13 protein-coding genes are annotated in these 16,447 nt (G+C 63.6%); all 13 read left to right on the forward strand.

Going from position 1 to position 16,447, the window contains the following annotated elements; translation table 11 throughout:
* The first annotated feature begins 466 nt into the window (after nucleotides 1-466).
* Nucleotides 467-4,264 (forward strand): baseplate multidomain protein megatron, encoded by a 3,798-nt coding sequence (locus BLW69_RS10080; RefSeq protein WP_092661746.1) that lies wholly within the window; start codon nucleotides 467-469, stop codon nucleotides 4,262-4,264.
* Nucleotides 4,265-4,328: 64 nt separating this feature from the next.
* Nucleotides 4,329-4,550 carry a hypothetical protein gene (locus tag BLW69_RS10085; protein WP_062453440.1) on the forward strand — a complete coding sequence of 74 codons (222 nt, stop codon included), beginning with the start codon at nucleotides 4,329-4,331 and terminating at the stop codon, nucleotides 4,548-4,550.
* Nucleotides 4,551-4,710: 160 nt separating this feature from the next.
* Nucleotides 4,711-4,974: a hypothetical protein gene (locus tag BLW69_RS10090; protein ID WP_062579714.1), complete on the forward strand. Its 264-nt coding sequence runs from the start codon at nucleotides 4,711-4,713 to the stop codon at nucleotides 4,972-4,974.
* A gap of 72 nt (nucleotides 4,975-5,046) precedes the next feature.
* Entirely contained in the window at nucleotides 5,047-5,718 is a 672-nt protein-coding gene (locus BLW69_RS10095; RefSeq protein ID WP_062453438.1) for a response regulator transcription factor, read from the forward strand.
* The gene (locus BLW69_RS10100) at nucleotides 5,708-7,132 is read left to right on the forward strand and encodes a sensor histidine kinase (protein ID WP_062453437.1); all 1,425 of its coding nucleotides are present in this window, start codon (nucleotides 5,708-5,710) and stop codon (nucleotides 7,130-7,132) included. The genes BLW69_RS10095 and BLW69_RS10100 overlap by 11 nt, the downstream gene beginning before the upstream one ends.
* A gap of 282 nt (nucleotides 7,133-7,414) precedes the next feature.
* Nucleotides 7,415-7,846 carry a hypothetical protein gene (locus BLW69_RS10105; RefSeq protein ID WP_062454768.1) on the forward strand — a complete coding sequence of 144 codons (432 nt, stop codon included), beginning with the start codon at nucleotides 7,415-7,417 and terminating at the stop codon, nucleotides 7,844-7,846.
* A 179-nt stretch (nucleotides 7,847-8,025) separates the two neighbouring features.
* The gene (gene ccmI, locus BLW69_RS10110) at nucleotides 8,026-9,222 is read left to right on the forward strand and encodes a c-type cytochrome biogenesis protein CcmI (protein WP_062580220.1); all 1,197 of its coding nucleotides are present in this window, start codon (nucleotides 8,026-8,028) and stop codon (nucleotides 9,220-9,222) included.
* Complete coding sequence (gene ccmE / locus BLW69_RS10115) at nucleotides 9,219-9,770, forward strand: cytochrome c maturation protein CcmE (RefSeq protein WP_092661748.1); 552 nt, start codon at nucleotides 9,219-9,221, stop codon at nucleotides 9,768-9,770. The genes ccmI and ccmE overlap by 4 nt, the downstream gene beginning before the upstream one ends.
* Nucleotides 9,767-11,764 (forward strand): heme lyase CcmF/NrfE family subunit, encoded by a 1,998-nt coding sequence (locus tag BLW69_RS10120; protein ID WP_092661750.1) that lies wholly within the window; start codon nucleotides 9,767-9,769, stop codon nucleotides 11,762-11,764. Before ccmE ends, BLW69_RS10120 begins: the two co-directional genes overlap by 4 nt.
* Before the next feature lie 170 nt (nucleotides 11,765-11,934).
* Nucleotides 11,935-12,387: a cytochrome c-type biogenesis protein gene (locus BLW69_RS10125; RefSeq protein ID WP_162759525.1), complete on the forward strand. Its 453-nt coding sequence runs from the start codon at nucleotides 11,935-11,937 to the stop codon at nucleotides 12,385-12,387.
* A gap of 158 nt (nucleotides 12,388-12,545) precedes the next feature.
* Nucleotides 12,546-14,141, forward strand: coding sequence for a Do family serine endopeptidase (locus BLW69_RS10130; RefSeq protein WP_092662498.1), 1,596 nt, complete (start codon nucleotides 12,546-12,548; stop codon nucleotides 14,139-14,141).
* A gap of 100 nt (nucleotides 14,142-14,241) precedes the next feature.
* Nucleotides 14,242-15,000: a response regulator transcription factor gene (locus tag BLW69_RS10135; protein ID WP_348271845.1), complete on the forward strand. Its 759-nt coding sequence runs from the start codon at nucleotides 14,242-14,244 to the stop codon at nucleotides 14,998-15,000.
* Between the two features lie 39 nt (nucleotides 15,001-15,039).
* Nucleotides 15,040-16,431 (forward strand): sensor histidine kinase, encoded by a 1,392-nt coding sequence (locus BLW69_RS10140; RefSeq protein WP_092662499.1) that lies wholly within the window; start codon nucleotides 15,040-15,042, stop codon nucleotides 16,429-16,431.
* The last annotated feature ends 16 nt before the right edge of the window (nucleotides 16,432-16,447 follow it).

Consider the following 16,447-nt stretch of genomic DNA (forward strand, 5'->3'; position numbering starts at 1 on the left):
CAGCGTATGGTGATGGAGTGATGGATGGGGCTGTAACCCCACCCATCGGATTGCTTAGCTTGCGAATGAGATCCGGACGGACACTGACCAGCCCGTCCGGGTCACTCTCACGATAAGCGTCATGCCAATTGGCCAAAGCCTCATGACATCACCTCCATGGTTGGAAACAAGGCTCCCTGCCTAAGCTGGCGGAGCCCATCTCCGCCAGTGCGCCGGCTGGCGCGGCGCGTGCTGCATTCTGTTTCCAAACGCCGATACGGTATCACAATTGTAGCGGGTATCTAGGTGGTGGATGTGTGGGCTTACGTGCCTCTCATCCGGCTGCGTCCTGCGGTCCCTTCTCCCCGCGAGCGGGTTAGGGTGAGGGGCCGCCACCGAGGAGGCAGCCACCTCCCTCCCGCAATCCAATAACTTCACAACATGAGCGCGCATCCAGTTCACGACTGGGTCGGCGTGAGGGGGTTCCATGGCGACGATCCTGTTTCAGGCGGCGGGTGCGGCACTTGGTGGGGTGTTCGGTCCTGTCGGGGCGATCCTTGGGCGGGCGGCGGGGGCGTTGGCGGGGAGCGTTGTTGATCGGGCGTTGCTCGGCGGTTCCTCGACCGTCTCGGGAGCAAGACTTGCGACGGCGCGCATTCCGGGGGCGGACGAAGGGGCGCCGGTCAGCCGGGTTTATGGGACCGCGAGGATCGGGGGCACGCTGATCTGGGCGACGCGGTTCGAGGAGGAGGCGACGCGGGAGCGGAACGGCGCCAAGGCGACGGGCAGGTCTCAGACGGAAACGTTTCAGTATTTCGCCAACTTTGCCGTCGGGCTATGCGAGGGACCGATCGCCTGCGTGCGGCGCGTCTGGGCCGATGGCCAGGAAGTGGACCTGACGGCGATCGAGATGCGGGTGCATGTGGGCGACGAGACACAGTTGCCGGATCCGCTGATCGAGGCAAAGCAGGGCGAAGGGAAGGCGCCGGCCTATCGCGGGCTTGCCTATGTCGTGTTCGACCGGTTGCCGCTCGAAGCGTTTGGCAACCGCATTCCGCTGCTGCAGTTCGAGGTGGTGCGGCCGGTCGGGACGCTGGAGAGGCAGATCCGGGCGGTGACGATCATTCCCGGTGCGACGGAGCATGGCTATCACACGGTCCAGGTGACCGAGAAGACGGCGGAGGGCAGCGCCCGCATTCTCAACCGAAACACGATGGTGGCTGAGACGGACTGGCAGGCTTCGCTCGACGAATTGCAGGCGCTTTGCCCCAATATCGAGAGTGTGGCGCTGGTCGTTGCCTGGTTCGGGACGGATCTGCGCGCCGGGCAATGCCGCATTCTGCCGGGCGTCGAGGTCGAGACGCGGCGCGACGAAAGCACGCCATGGTCGGTTGCAGGCGTGGTCAGGAGCGCGGCGCATCGCGTCAGTTCGTCGGGAGGCGGGCCGGCCTATGGCGGCACGCCTGGGGATGCGAGCGTGCTCGCGGCGATTGCCGATCTCAAGGCGCGCGGGCTGAAGGTGTTTCTCTATCCGTTCGTGATGATGGACATCGCGCCGGGCAATGGTCTGGCCGATCCCTATGGCAAGGCGGAGCAGGCAAGCTACCCGTGGCGCGGGCGGATCACCTGTCATCCGGCAGCGGGATTGGCTGGAAGTGCCGACAGGACGGCTCTTGCGAGGACGCAGGTCGAGGCTTTTGCCAGCGGGGCGGAAGGCTATCGGCGGATGGTGCTGCACTATGCGGGGCTCTCCAATACGGCCGGTGGCGTCGAGGGGCTGGTGATCGGATCGGAACTGCGGGGGCTGACGCAGATCCGCGATCAGACCGGTGCGTTTCCGTTCGTCGAGGCGCTGGTGACGCTGGCATCGGATGTGCGGGCGCTTGTCGGACCGGCGACGGCGTTGACCTATGGCGCCGACTGGAGCGAATATTTCGGCTACCATCCGCAGGACGGTTCCGGTGATGTGTTGTTCCATCTCGATCCGCTCTGGGCCTCGCCTCATATCGATGCGGTCGGGATCGACAATTACATGCCGCTCGCCGACTGGCGCGACGAGGATCTGGCAGCGGCAAATCCGGATGGGTTCCGGTCCTGCGACGACCGGGCGGCGATGGCGGCGCAGATTGCGGCGGGCGAGGGGTTCGACTGGTATTACGCAAGCGAGGCCGACCGGGCGAACCGGTTGCGCTCGCCGATCACCGACGGGCTGGCGGGCAAGCCCTGGGTGTTTCGGGCCAAGGATCTCCAGGGATGGTGGGGCAACCGTCACTATAACCGGGTGGGCGGCGCGGAGGCTGGCACCGCGACGGCCTGGTTGCCCGGGATGAAGCCGATCTGGTTTACCGAACTGGGTTGCCCGGCTGTCGACAAGGGCGCCAACCAGCCGAATGTGTTTGTCGATCCGAAATCGGTGGAAAGCAGCCTGCCGTATTTCTCGTCCGGCGGGCGGTCCGATAGCCAGCAGCGACGGTTTCTCGAAGCGCATCATGGCTGGTGGCAGGGCGAGGCGGCACCCGCCGGCATGGTCGATCCCGATCATGTGTTCGTCTGGACGTGGGACGCGCGACCGTCTCCGGCGTTTCCCGACGACCTGACGATCTGGAGCGACGGCGAGAACTGGCGCACGGGACATTGGCTGAATGGCAGGCTGGGCGGAACGACGCTTGCCGACGCGATCGCGGCCATCCTCACCGATCACGGTTTTGACGATTTCGACGTGTCCGGCGTGACCGGCGATCTGACCGGCTACGTGCAGGCCGATGTTACCTCGGCGCGCTCGCTGCTGGAGCCCTTGCTAAGCGTGTTCCAGATCGACGTCAGCGAGGATGCGGGACGTTTGCGGTTCCGCTCGAGGCAGGGTGCGAGCCTTGCCTCGCGCGAGATCGGGATCGTGGCGGATGTCGAAGGCGAACCTCTCTGGTCGGAAAGCCGGGGGCACGACAGCGATTTTCCGGCAGAAGCGGTGCTCGGCTTCTACAATCCGGTTCTGGACTATGAGCAGGCGAGCGCAAGGTCGCGCCGTGCGAAGGCCGAAAGCGAGCGGGTGGCAAGCTACGACCTTCCGGCGACGCTTTGCGAGGAAACGGCGCTCGGGGCGGTAGAATCGGTCCTGCGGGCGCAGCGCGTGGCACGGCGCTCGATCTCCTTCACACTGCCGCCGCAGGATCTGGCGCTCGAACCCGGCGATGCGGTGCACCTCACCGATGGCCCCGACGGTATCTTCGTCGTCCAGCGGGTCGAGGACGGGACGGTGCGGCGGATCGAGGCACAGAACCATGCGCCGCTTCCCCCTGGTCGCTATGACGCAGTGACGACGCGGCGTGAGAGCGGTCGTTCGGCGAGCGACGCCTTTGCGCCGGTCCTCCATTTTCTCGACCTGCCGCGGCTGACCTCGTCCGATGATGAAGGGTTTGCGGTGGTCGCGGCCTATTGCAGGCCCTGGCGGCGGATCGCCGTTTCGTCCTCGGCAACGACCGATGGATATCGCAGGCGGGTGATGGTCGATCGCCCAGCAAGGCTCGGCTTGCTGGTTTCGGCGCTCGATCCCGGTGTAACGGGACGGTTCGACCGCTCAAAGGTGCTCGATCTCGAGCTTTATTTCGGCGGTCTCTCGTCGGCGCAGACGCTGGCGGTGTTGAGCGGCGACAACCGGCTAGCCATCCGCGCGTCAAACGGCATCTGGGAAATCGTCGGGTTTGCCAAGGCGCAGGAGATCGCGGCGGGGCGATGGCGGCTGTCTGGATTGCTGCGGGGACTGGCGGGAACCGAGGATGCGATGGCGGCGGGGAGCGCTGTCGGTGCGGCCTGCGTGGTGCTGGACGATGCCGTGAAGCCGCTGGGGCTGACCGGTGACGAGCAGGGACGGAGGCTGAATTTCCTGGCCGAAAGCCTGGGCGCCGTCGGAGGCCGATCCGGACCGCATGTGTTTGCCGGTGGAGAAAGGGCGCAGACGCCGCTTTCGCCGGTGCATATCCGCGGCGTCCGGTTGGCCGATGGCGCTGCCCAGTTCCACTGGATCCGGCGCGGGCGCGTCGATGCCGACGGCTGGGACGGGCGCGATATTCCGCGAGACGAGCCGGACGAAGGCTACCGCGTCGAGATCCTCGGGACCAGTGGCGTCGTGGTGCGGCGGGTGGATGTCGAGGCTCCGCTGTTCCTTTATCCGGCGAGCGACGAGCTTGCCGATTTCGGCTCTCAGCAGCCGAGCCTCACCCTGCGCATCCGCCAGATCGGGCAAGCCGTGCCGCTGGGCATTGCGGCGCTTGCGACGATCGAGTTCTGACAGCCGAGTTTGAGTGCCGATTTTTGCGTGCCGATTTCTGACAATATCGTGATGGGAGACAGCTATGGACGGGACAAAAGCCTGGTATCAATCGAAGACGATCTGGGGCGCGCTGATTGCCGTTGCCGCCCCGCTTGCGCATGTGGCGGGAGTGGAGATTAACGCTGATGCGCAAGGGGAGCTTGCCGACATTCTGGTCACCTTTGCCGGTGCTTTCGGCGGATTGCTGGCGCTCTACGGGCGGATCGTCGCGAGCGCGCCGATCCATCCGACGGGCAAGGGATGACGGCGCCACGAGGGTCAGCATTACAGACCATTCATTTGCCATTCAGTTGGTATTGGATACATACTCCATCGAATGCTTTGGACATGATTTCGGGGACGTGATTCAAGACCGTGATCCCGGGGCGTGACACCTGTCGTCTTATGAGTGGAAACCGAAAGCCATGGCGCGACTGCCGATCATTGCGATCATCGCCGCGACAATAGCGGGATTGGCGGCCTTTGTGCCGGCAAACGCGCCGGCGCGCGACTATCTGATCCTGGTTGCAGGCGACTGCGGCACGGCGGCAAACAAGGTCTTGCGCGACACGGGAGGTCAGCTTTTGTCCGCCCAGCCATCCTCGGACGGACAGACCTGCATCGTCACCGTCCTGGTGCAGGGCAATGGCGAACGTCCGCGCAAGGTGACGGTCCGGGTTCCCATGTAGGCCGGTTGCCTGTAAACCGGCTTGTAAGCTTCATACCGCGGCGGGGCCCGCAGTGATTTTCAGGACAGTTTCATGCGTATTCTTGTGGTCGAAGACGACGTCAACCTCAACCGCCAGCTTTCCGACGCGTTGAAGGAATCCGGCTATGTGGTCGATCAGGCCTTCGACGGAGAAGAAGGGCATTATCTCGGCGAGACCGAGCCCTACGACGCCGTGATCCTCGACATCGGACTGCCGCAGATGGACGGCATCACCGTTGTTGAGAAGTGGCGTGAGGCGGGCAAGGGCATGCCGGTGCTGATGCTGACGGCGCGTGACCGGTGGAGCGACAAGGTGTCGGGTATCGATGCCGGCGCCGACGATTATGTGGCAAAACCCTTCCATGTGGAAGAAGTGCTTGCGCGCGTGCGTGCGCTTATCCGGCGTGCTGCGGGGCATTCGTCGTCCGAGATCATCTGCGGTCCGGTTCGTCTCGATACCAAGGCATCGAAGGCAAGCGTCGATGGGATACAGTTGAAGCTGACCTCGCACGAGTTCCGGCTTCTCTCCTACCTGATGCATCACATGGGCCAGGTCGTGTCGCGCACCGAGCTTGTGGAGCACATGTACGACCAGGATTTCGACCGCGATTCCAACACGATCGAAGTGTTTGTCGGGCGCCTGCGCAAGAAGATCGGTGTCGACCTGATCGAAACCGTGCGGGGCCTCGGCTACCGCATGCAAGCGCCCAACGATGCGCATTAAGCGGATAGGGCCTCGCTCGCTCACCGCTCGCGTTCTGCTTCTGGCAACCACGTGGTCGGCGGTGGCGCTGGTGGTGATCTCGATCGTCATTTCGCAGCTCTACCGCCAGTCCGCCGAACGCTCGTTTACCGACCTTTTGCGGGCGCAGCTCTATAACGTCATCAATTCCGTGACGATCGGCGAGGACAACAAGCTGATCGGCAACCCCCAACTGGGCGACCTGCGTTTCTCGCAGCCGGAGACCGGATGGTACTGGATCATCGAACCGCTCGGCACGTTTGCCGCGACGGCGATCTCGTCCTCGTCGCTCGGGACCTCCAACATCACAGTGCCGTCGATCCTGCAGGCGCCGTTCAACAATCGCTACGAGCGTTTCTATCCGACCCGCGACGCTTTCGGGAACCATGTTCTGGTGGCAGAAACCGAGGTGGTTCTGGACGGCGAGGGACGCGCGGCGCGGTTTCGCGTCTCGGGCAATCTCGATGCCGTGGAAGACGATATCCGCAGCTTTTCGCGCAGCCTCTATATCGCGCTCGGCGTGTTCGGGATCGGCAGCCTGATCGTCAACGGCCTCGCCATCCTCTACGGATTGCAGCCGCTTGATGCGGCGCGCCGCTCGCTGGAGCGGGTGAGGCGCAGTGAGGCGGAGCATCTGGAGGGAGAATTTCCCCGCGAAATCATGCCCTTGGCAAACGACATCAATGCTTTGATCGAAAGCAACCGCCGCATCGTCGAGCGGGCCCGCATGCAGGTCGGCAATCTCGCGCATTCGCTGAAGACGCCGATCGCGGTTCTGCTCAACGAATCGCGCATGCTCGACAAGGTCCAGTCCGATCTCGTCCGCTCGCAGGCCGAGACGATGCAGGCGCAGGTGCAATCCTATCTGAATCGCGCCCGGATCGCGGCACAGCGCAACTCGCTTCTGGCGCGCACGGATATCGAGCCGGTGCTGGAACGGCTGGTGCGGGTCATGCGCCGCCTCAACCCCGACAAGGAATTCCACCTTTCCGTCTATCCGCCGGGCGCAGCGCTTGCGCTGGAGCAACAGGATGTCGAGGAGACGATCGGAAACCTGTTGGAAAACTCCGCACGGTTCTGTCGTACCGGCGTCTGGGTGACGGCAGCGCTTGCAACAGCGCCACCGGAAAAGGCAGAGGGAGAGGCGGCCAAGCGTCCCTGGATCGAGATGGCCGTCGAAGACGACGGGCCGGGTCTCAATCCCGACCAGATCACCGAAGCGGTCAAGCGCGGCAGGCGGCTGGACGAGAGCAAGCCGGGCGCCGGGCTGGGACTGTCGATTGTAAGCGAGATCGTCAGCGAATATCAGGGCGAGCTGGAGATGACGCGCGGGGTGCGCGGTGGCCTTCGGACCCAGTTGCTGCTGCCGGGCATGATCAAGGAAGTCGCCGGCTGAGCACAAGGCCGGTTGAGGGAAGAAAACTGTGGCCGATGGGCAACGACGCCGCACTTGCTTCCGACGGTTCTGGACGGACGGATCGCCTGCTATATCTTGTCTACAGCCAATGGCCACATCATGCCGTGAAGACACGGCGACAACAAGAACTGCGCACAAAAGGGAGAGGCGACAATCGCAGCATTTCAGTTCCGACCCAATAGCGTCATAATGACGCCAAGCCGGAAACCGAATGATGCCGGTTCCGATCCCGAAAACGAAACGAGCGCGGTTCCCGACACGATGCGGTTGTCACATCTCCTCACTGCAGCAACATTCATGACGATTGCCGGCCTGCTGGCAGGGTGCAACACCAGTTCCACCGCGGCGGGTGCCCCGAAAGGCTTGCTGTCGCAACGGCCGTCAAGTTCGGCTGCCTATATCACGGCGCTGCAGGGCGGGATCGTCGGGCGGACCGGCGCTGAGCTCTCCAGCAGCGATCGGACGCGGGCGCTTGAGGCGGAATACCGCGCGCTTGAAGGCAGTGCCGTCGGCCAGACGATCAAGTGGAAGGGTGACGATGCGAGCGGCGAAGTGATCGCCAACGCGCCGTTCCAGGTCGGCTCGCAGAACTGCCGCCAGTATCGCCACACCGTCACGGCCGCCGGCAAGGAACTGATGTCGCGGGGGGCAGCCTGCCGCAACGCCAGCGGCACATGGACGCCGTTGACCTGACAATCCCGATAAGACGCGGAAAATAAAAAAACGTTGCCGATGCTGTCGGGGGCGGTCTCGATCTTTGCTGCTAAGGGAACGCTTGCCGGCTGCGCCAATACCCGTCAAATTCGCGTCAACGCGCGCTAGACCACTGGCCGGCCATTGGAAAGCGTCACCGATTGCGGTAATGGGCGATGATGTATTTGTGGATCGTTCTCGCGCTGCTGACGGCTGCCGTCGCAGCCGCCCTTCTCCTGCCGTTTGCGCGCAGCGCTTCGGCGGCTGCCTCCGGCGTATCGAATGCTCGTCGGAGCAATTCCACGAGGGCCGGAGAGGTCGAAGTCTATCGCGACCAGCTGCGGGAAATCGACCGCGACCGCGAAGGCGGGTTGATCAGCACTGAGGAGGCGGAGAACGCCCGCGCCGAGGTTGGACGCCGGCTGATTGCCGCTGCGGCCGAAAACGATCAGGACAAAACCGGCGGTGCTGCTACAAACAAGCACCGGATCGCGACGGCACTCGTCACGATCGTTCCGCCGGCATTGGGGCTCTGTCTTTACTTGAGCCTCGGAAATCCCGGCATCCCGGACCAGCCGCTACAGGCGCGTCTTGAAAACCCCGGCAACAATATCGCGCTGCTCGTCACCAAGGTGGAGCGGCATCTGGCCGAAAATCCGACTGATGGCGCGGGCTGGGATATTCTGGCGCCGATCTATCTGCGGCTGGACCGCGCTGGTGACGCCGAACTTGCCTATCGCAATGCGATCCGTTTCATCGGGCCGAGCAATGCCCGCTATTCGGGCCTCGGCGAGACGCTTGTTGTCGCCAATGACGGGATCGTCACGGAAGCGGCGCGTCAGGCGTTCGAGCAGGCGGTGAAGCTCGATCCGAATGATCCGCGCTCGCGCTTTTATGCGGCGCTCGGGCTTGAGCAGGGCGGCAGGAAGGACGAGGCACGCGCAGCCTTCGAGGAGCTTGCAAGCGCAACGCCCGCGGATGCGCCATGGAAGGGTCTGCTCGACGAACATATCGTCAAGAATGGCGGGGTGCCTGTTGCGGCAAAGCCGGTGGCCCCTTCGCTCGGAGGGCCGACACAGGAAGATGTTGCGGCAGCGCAGGACTTGTCGCAGGGTGATCGCAAGGCGATGATTGCCGGCATGGTCGACAGTCTCGCCGCAAAGCTCAAGGACGAGCCCGACAATATCGAGGGCTGGCTGCGGCTGGTGCGCTCCTATGCGGTGCTGGGCGACGAGGCAAAGGCCCGCGACGCACTTTCGACCGGACTGGCGCAGTTTCCGCCTGACGGCAATGATGGCAAGCGTCTGCTGGCGCTTGGCAAGGATATCGGGCTCGATGCGGATGCATCGCCAGCGCCTGGAGGAGCAAGACCATGACACGCAAGCAGAAACGCATGGCGGTGATCCTCGGCGGCATGAGCTTCGTCACGATCGCGGTGCTGCTGGTCATGTTCGCCTTCTCGCAGTCGGTCGCGTATTTCTTCATGCCGGGCGATCTGGCCAAGACTGATATCCAGCCGGGAACGCGCATCCGGCTCGGCGGGCTGGTGGAAGAGGGATCGGTCAGGCGCGGCCAGGGATCGACGGTGAGCTTTACCGTGACCGACGGCACCGGCAAGGTCGATGTCAGCTATACCGGCATTCTGCCCGACCTGTTTCGCGAGGGGCAGGGCGTGGTGACCGAAGGCGTGTTTGACGGCGGCACCCGGTTTACCGCCGACAGCGTGCTGGCCAAGCATGACGAGAATTACATGCCGAAGGAAGTGGCCGACCGTCTGAAGAAGGACGGTGTCTGGGAAGACGGCACCGGCAAGGGCATGGCGCCGAAAAAGGATGCGGCTCAGCCTGAAGTCAAAATCGACGGCAAGCCGCAGGTGATGCTGCAGATGCCAGGGACGTCCGCCGAGGGAGTGACCAGACAATGATCGTCGAGATCGGCCATTACGCGCTGGTTCTGGCGCTTGCCACCGCGCTGATCGTATCCACCCTGCCGATGATCGGTGCCAGGCGTCGCGATCCCGCGATGATGGCGCTGGCAACGACCGGGTCGCTGACGTTGTTCGCTCTGGTGGTCATCTCGTTTGCGGCGCTCACCTGGGCCTATATGGTGTCGGACTTCTCGGTCAAAAACGTCTGGGAGAACTCCCATTCGATGATGCCGATGCTCTACAAATTCTCCGGCGTCTGGGGCAATCACGAAGGATCGATGCTGCTCTGGCTGCTGATCCTCGCCTTGTTTTCGGCGCTGGTGGCAGGGTTCGGCGGCAATCTGCCGGATACGCTGAAGGCCAATGTTCTGGCCGTGCAGGCCTGGATCTCTTCGGCCTTCCTATTGTTCATCCTGCTCTCGTCCAACCCGTTTCTGAGGCTCGACCCCGCACCTGCGGAAGGGCAGGACCTCAACCCGGTTCTGCAGGATCTCGGCCTCGCCATCCATCCGCCGCTGCTCTACCTCGGCTATGTCGGCTTTTCCGTCTGCTTCTCGTTTGCCGTCGCGGCGCTGATCGAAGGGCGCATCGATGCCGCCTGGGCGCGCTGGGTGCGGCCGTGGACGCTGGCGGCCTGGACATTCCTCACGGCAGGGATCGCGATGGGCTCCTACTGGGCCTATTACGAACTGGGCTGGGGCGGCTGGTGGTTCTGGGATCCGGTCGAGAACGCTTCCTTCATGCCCTGGCTTGCGGGCACCGCGATGCTGCATTCGGCACTGGTGATGGAAAAGCGTGAGGCCCTGAAGATCTGGACGGTGCTTCTGGCGATCATGACCTTTTCGCTGTCGCTGCTCGGAACCTTCCTGGTGCGGTCGGGCGTGCTGACCTCGGTGCATTCGTTTGCGTCCGACCCGACCCGCGGCATCTTCATCCTCTGCATCCTCGCCGTCTTCATCGGTGGTGCGTTTTCGCTGTTTGCCTGGCGGGCGCCGAGCCTGAAGGCGGGCGGACTGTTTGCGCCGATCTCGCGCGAGGGCGCGCTGGTGCTGAACAACCTGATCCTGACCGTGGCAACCGCAACGGTTCTGACCGGCACGCTCTATCCGCTGGTGCTGGAGACGCTGACCGGCGAAAAGATCTCTGTCGGTGCGCCGTTCTTCAACATGACCTTCGGGCTGCTGATGCTGCCGCTTCTGATCGCCGTGCCGTTCGGCCCGGTGCTGGCCTGGAAGCGCGGAGATCTGCTGGGCGCTCTGCAGCGGCTCTACGTGTTTGCCGGACTGTCGCTCGCGGCCGGTCTCGCCTTTGCGTATTTCCAGGGCGGAGGGCCGGTCCTGTCGATCTTCGGGCTGGCGCTCGGTTTCTGGGGCATGTTCGGCGCGATTGCCGATCTCTGGTATCGCGGCAATTTCGGCAAGGTCGGCTTCGCGACAGGCCTTCGGCGCGTCCGGGGCCTGCCGCGCTCGGCGTTCGGAACGGCATTCGCCCATTTCGGCCTGGGCGTAACCGTGCTCGGGATTTTTGCGGCGACGACGTTCGGCACCGAGACTGTTGTCGAGATGAAGCAGGGGCAGACGGTAGAGGCCGGTGGCTATTCGCTGACCTTCGACGGGTTCCGCGATGCCGTCGGCCCGAACTTCACCGAAAGCCGCGGGCATTTCACGGCCCGCAAGGGCGGCGCTGCAGTCGCCGACGTCTGGTCTTCGAAGCGGCTCTATACGGCGCGGCGCATGCCGACGACGGAAGCAGGGATCCTCACCTTCGGTTTGAGCCAGCTCTATGTGTCGCTCGGCGACCCCATGGATAGCGGCGGGATTGTCGTGCGGATCTGGTGGAAGCCGTTCATCCTGTGCATCTGGGGCGGATGCCTGATCATGATGGTGGGCGGGTTCGTGTCGCTGTCCGATCGCAGACTGCGGGTCGGCGCGCCGGCCAAGCGGCCGAAGGTGGTGGTGGCGCCCAAGGGTGGGCTGGAGCCGGCGGAATGAAACATTCACGGCTTCCCTCATTCCTGTGCTTGTCACAGGAATCCAGTGCGCCCAAGTCTTTGGGCGCGGAAGATCTATTGAAAACAGCAGGTTCTTTCACGGCGCGGACGCGCCGTGGCTGGATTCCTGTGACGAGCAAAGGAATGAGGGAAGAAAGCGTTTCTGGTCTAGTGGGTCGATTCCTGCTTGCGCTGTTCCTCCTGTTGGCTCCGCTTCCCGCCTTTGCCGTCAATCCCGATGAGATCCTCAAGGATCCGGCGCTGGAGCAGCGGGCGCGGCAGATTTCCACGCAGTTGCGCTGCATGGTCTGCCAGAACCAGTCGATCGACGACAGCAATGCCGAGCTGGCTCGCGATCTTCGCGTGCTGGTGCGCGAGCGGTTGACGGATGGGGATACGGACGGGCAGGTGATCGATTATGTCGTTTCCCGCTACGGCGAGTTCGTGCTGCTCAATCCGCGTGTGAGCGCAAGGACGATCATTCTCTGGGCGCTGCCGATCGGGGCGCTGGTGATCGGGATCGTCGCGCTGTTCGTTTTTATCCGCACCCGGCCAAACACACGCTCCATCGCGGCTCTGACAGATGCCGAAAAGAAGCGGATCGACGAGCTGTTGAAGCGGTAAGGCCTGCCGTTTCTCAAGGCTGCAAGAATTTTGAACATTACCAACAATTCATGCCGCCGACACGTGCAGTTAAGGTGCAGGCTCCTATATCTCTTCTCAACCACCGCCGCCGGACCTCCGGCAACACCAAGACTGACGAGAAGAAGAAGGTAGCTCAGATGCGCACCATTAAACGTCCCTCCCTGAAGACGGTTCTCAAGACTTCCACCGTAGCCGGCCTTGCGGCCGTCATGCTGTCGACCGGCATTCCGGCCCAGGTGACCGCATCCTTCGCGGCCCCCGTCAGCGTGACCGCGCCCCAGGCTCCGAGCTTTGCCGATGTGGTCTCCGCCGTATCGCCCGCCGTCGTCTCCGTTCGCGTCCAGTCGGACGAGCCGCAGGAGACCGCCGATGAAGGTGGCAACAACTTCAACTTCAACTTCGGCGGTCGCGGTTTCGACCAGCTGCCCGATGACCATCCCTTGAAGCGCTTCTTCAAGGAATTCGGCGGCCAGGGCGGCCCAGGCGCTCCCGGCGGCCCGAACGGCGGCCCCGGTGCCGGTCCGCGTGACCGCGCCGAGCGTGGTGGCCCCGGCGCGAACCGTCCGCATCACCTGCGTCCGACCGCACAGGGCTCCGGCTTCTTCATCTCCGAAGACGGCTACGTTGTCACCAACAACCACGTCGTTTCGGACGGTCAGGCCTATACGGTCGTCCTCAACGACGGCACCGAGCTCGAAGCCAAGCTGGTCGGCCGCGACAGCCGCACCGATCTGGCGCTGCTGAAGGTCGATGCCACCAGCCGCAAGTTCACCTACGTGTCCTTTGCCGACGACACCAAGACCCGCGTCGGCGACTGGGTCGTGGCTGTCGGCAACCCGTTCGGCCTTGGCGGCACCGTGACTGCCGGCATCGTTTCGGCCCGTGGCCGCGACATCGGCTCCGGTCCTTACGACGACTACATCCAGGTGGATGCGGCCGTGAACCGCGGCAATTCCGGCGGCCCGACCTTTGACCTTTCCGGCCAGGTTGTCGGCATCAACACCGCGATCTTCTCGCCGTCGGGCGGCAATGTCGGCATCGCCTTCGCGATCCCGGCCTCCACCGCCAAGGACGTGATCAACGACCTGATGAAGGACGGCAAGGTTGCGCGCGGTTGGCTCGGCGTGCAGATCCAGCCGGTGACGCAGGATATCGCCGACTCGCTCGGTCTGAAGGAAGCGGCCGGCGCGCTTGTCGTTGCTCCGCAGGAAGGATCGCCAGGCCAGAAGGCCGGCATCAAGGAAGGTGACATCATCACCGCCGTCAACGGCCAGGCTATCAAGGATGCCCGCGAACTGTCGCGCCGCATCGCAGGCTTCGGCCCTGATGCCAAGGTGAAGATCGATCTGTGGCGTGAAGGCAAGTCGCAGAACGTCACCGTGACGCTCGGCAACATGGCAAGCGACGAGGCGGCTTCGGCCGAACCGAAGCAGCCGGATGCGCCGGTTCCCTCGACCAGCAAGGCGCTCGCCTCGCTCGGCATCACCGTTGCTCCCGCCGAAGACGGTTCCGGCCTTGCCGTGACCGAAGTCGATCCGGACAGCGAAGCAGCGGCCCGTGGTCTGAAGAACGGCGAGAAGATCTTGTCGGTGAACAACCGCAAGGTCGCTACCGCCGATGACATCGGCAAGGTGATTGAACAGGCCCGCAAGGACGGCCGCACCCGTGCGCTGTTCCAGGTCGAGGCCGACGGTACCAGCCGCTTCGTGGCGCTGCCGATCGACGAAGGCTGATTTAAGCCTCCGGTTCCCAATAGGTTGGTCCTCCCAGACGACCTCATGAAGGGCGCCACCGGCAACGGTCGGCGCCCTTCACCGTTCATGGAGTTTCAAGATGCAGACGATCATCCCACAATCCGGCAGTCCCGATGATTCCGCTGGTGCAAAAATCGCAAGCGACGCTATTGTCCCGCACATGAAGATTCTGGTGATTGAAGACGATCTCGAGGCTGCGGCCTACATGACGAAGGCGTTTCGCGAGGCCGGCATTGTGGCCGACCATGCAAGCGACGGCGAAAGCGGCCTGTTCATGGGGACGGAGAATTCCTACGACGTCATGGTGATCGACCGCATGCTGCCGCGGCGCGACGGTTTGTCGGTGATCTCGGAACTGCGCAAGCGCGGCGTCAATGCGCCGGTGCTGATCCTCTCAGCGCTCGGCCAGGTGGACGACCGGGTGACCGGGTTGCGCGCCGGCGGGGACGACTATCTGCCAAAACCCTATGCATTCTCCGAGCTTCTGGCGCGTGTCGAGGTTCTCGGCCGGCGCAAGGGCACGCCGGAACAGGATATGGCCTACCGGGTCGGCGATCTGGAACTCGACCGGCTGTCCCACGAGGTGAAGCGCGCCGGCAAGGAGATCCTGCTGCAGCCGCGCGAATTCCGTCTTCTCGAATACCTGATGAAGAATGCCGGCCAGGTGGTGACCCGCACGATGCTTCTCGAAAACGTCTGGGACTACCACTTCGACCCGCAGACCAATGTGATCGACGTGCATGTGTCGCGGCTGCGCTCGAAGATCGAGAAGGATTTCGACAAGCCGTTGCTGAAGACTATTCGCGGTGCCGGCTACATGATCAAGGACGAGGGGTAAGCCTTCGTGTTTGCCCGTATCGTCAACCGCGCCAGGCTGATGTTCCGCTCCACGGCGGTCAGGCTTTCGGCACTCTACATCCTGCTGTTTGCACTCTGCGCCGCGTTTCTGGTGTTCTACGTTACAGCGCTTTCCGAAAAGACGCTGGTGCAGCAGACGCGCCAGACGATTCAGGAGGAAATCCAGGACATTCAGCGCGCCTATGATCGCGGCGGTATCAACCTTCTGCTGCGCATCATGGAGCGTCGCGCCCGCCAGCCGGGCGCCAATCTCTATGTGATTGCGGGCCCGAGCGGCGATATTCTGGCCGGCAATGTCGCCTCCGTGCAGCCGGGCGTTCTCGACAAGGAAGGCTGGACGGACATGCCGTTCGGCTACACCCCATACTCCGAGAACCAGGGCGCGCGGCGGCATCTTGCGATCGCCAACGTGCTGCGCTTCGACAACGGTCTTCGGATCATGATCGGCCGCGATCTCGGAGATCCCAGCCGTTTCCGCTATATCGTGCGCCAGGCGCTGATGGTGGCGCTGGCGATCATGGGGCTCGGTGCTCTCGTGATCTGGTTCGGCATCGGCCGCAATGCGCTGAAACGGATCGACCGGATGTCGGCCGCAAGCCAGAAGATCATGGCGGGCGACCTGTCGCAGCGGCTGCCGGTTGGCCGCTCCGGCGACGAGTTCGACAGGCTGTCGGAATCGCTCAACGCCATGCTCGGCCGCATCGAGAAACTCAACGAGGGACTGCGGCAGGTTTCCGATAACATCGCCCACGATCTGAAGACGCCGCTGACACGGCTGCGCAACAAGGCGGCCGATGCGCTTTCCGAAGACCGCGAGGATGTGCGCCGTCATGCGCTGGAGGGGATCATCGGCGAAAGCGACCAGCTGATCCGAACCTTCAACGCGCTCCTGATGATCTCGCGTGTCGAGGCGGGCTCGATGGCGGCGGAAATGTCCGACGTTGATCTCTCTGCCGCCTCTGCCGACTGTGCCGAGCTTTACGAACCGGTGGCCGACGAGGTCGGACTGGCGCTGGTGACGGAGATCGAGCCCGGCCTTTCCGTGAACGGCAACCGCGAACTGATCGGCCAGGCGATCTTCAACCTGCTGGACAATGCGATCAAATATGCCGCCGAAGCCGGCGGTGTCCCCGAGATCCGGGTGAAGCTCTCGTCGACGGCGGGGCTGATCCGGCTTTCCGTGTGCGACAACGGTCCGGGCGTGCCAGCGGACAAGCGCGAAGAGGTGACGAAGCGGTTCTTCCGGCTGGATGCCAGTCGTTCCAAGCCCGGAACGGGTCTCGGCCTGTCTCTGGTCGAGGCAGTGATGGGGCTGCATGGCGGAAGGCTGGAGCTCTCCGCGACCGACGAGGCGAGCAATGAGGCTCCCGGCTTGACGGTGACCATGGTGTTTCCGGTGGTGAAGGGCTAGGCTGGCGGAGCGCGGA

The sequence above is a fragment of the Rhizobium sp. NFR12 genome (assembly GCF_900108545.1).
GTDB classification, from domain to species: domain Bacteria; phylum Pseudomonadota; class Alphaproteobacteria; order Rhizobiales; family Rhizobiaceae; genus Neorhizobium; species Neorhizobium soli.

Coding starts and splice junctions, on each gene's coding strand:
- BLW69_RS10080 (WP_092661746.1), top strand. CDS start 467: ATGGCGACGATCCTGTTTCAGGCGGCGGGTGCGGCACTTGGTGGGGTG.
- BLW69_RS10085 (WP_062453440.1), top strand. CDS start 4,329: ATGGACGGGACAAAAGCCTGGTATCAATCGAAGACGATCTGGGGCGCG.
- BLW69_RS10090 (WP_062579714.1), top strand. CDS start 4,711: ATGGCGCGACTGCCGATCATTGCGATCATCGCCGCGACAATAGCGGGA.
- BLW69_RS10095 (WP_062453438.1), top strand. CDS start 5,047: ATGCGTATTCTTGTGGTCGAAGACGACGTCAACCTCAACCGCCAGCTT.
- BLW69_RS10100 (WP_062453437.1), top strand. CDS start 5,708: ATGCGCATTAAGCGGATAGGGCCTCGCTCGCTCACCGCTCGCGTTCTG.
- BLW69_RS10105 (WP_062454768.1), top strand. CDS start 7,415: ATGCGGTTGTCACATCTCCTCACTGCAGCAACATTCATGACGATTGCC.
- ccmI (WP_062580220.1), top strand. CDS start 8,026: ATGTATTTGTGGATCGTTCTCGCGCTGCTGACGGCTGCCGTCGCAGCC.
- ccmE (WP_092661748.1), top strand. CDS start 9,219: ATGACACGCAAGCAGAAACGCATGGCGGTGATCCTCGGCGGCATGAGC.
- BLW69_RS10120 (WP_092661750.1), top strand. CDS start 9,767: ATGATCGTCGAGATCGGCCATTACGCGCTGGTTCTGGCGCTTGCCACC.
- BLW69_RS10130 (WP_092662498.1), top strand. CDS start 12,546: ATGCGCACCATTAAACGTCCCTCCCTGAAGACGGTTCTCAAGACTTCC.
- BLW69_RS10135 (WP_348271845.1), top strand. CDS start 14,242: ATGCAGACGATCATCCCACAATCCGGCAGTCCCGATGATTCCGCTGGT.
- BLW69_RS10140 (WP_092662499.1), top strand. CDS start 15,040: ATGTTCCGCTCCACGGCGGTCAGGCTTTCGGCACTCTACATCCTGCTG.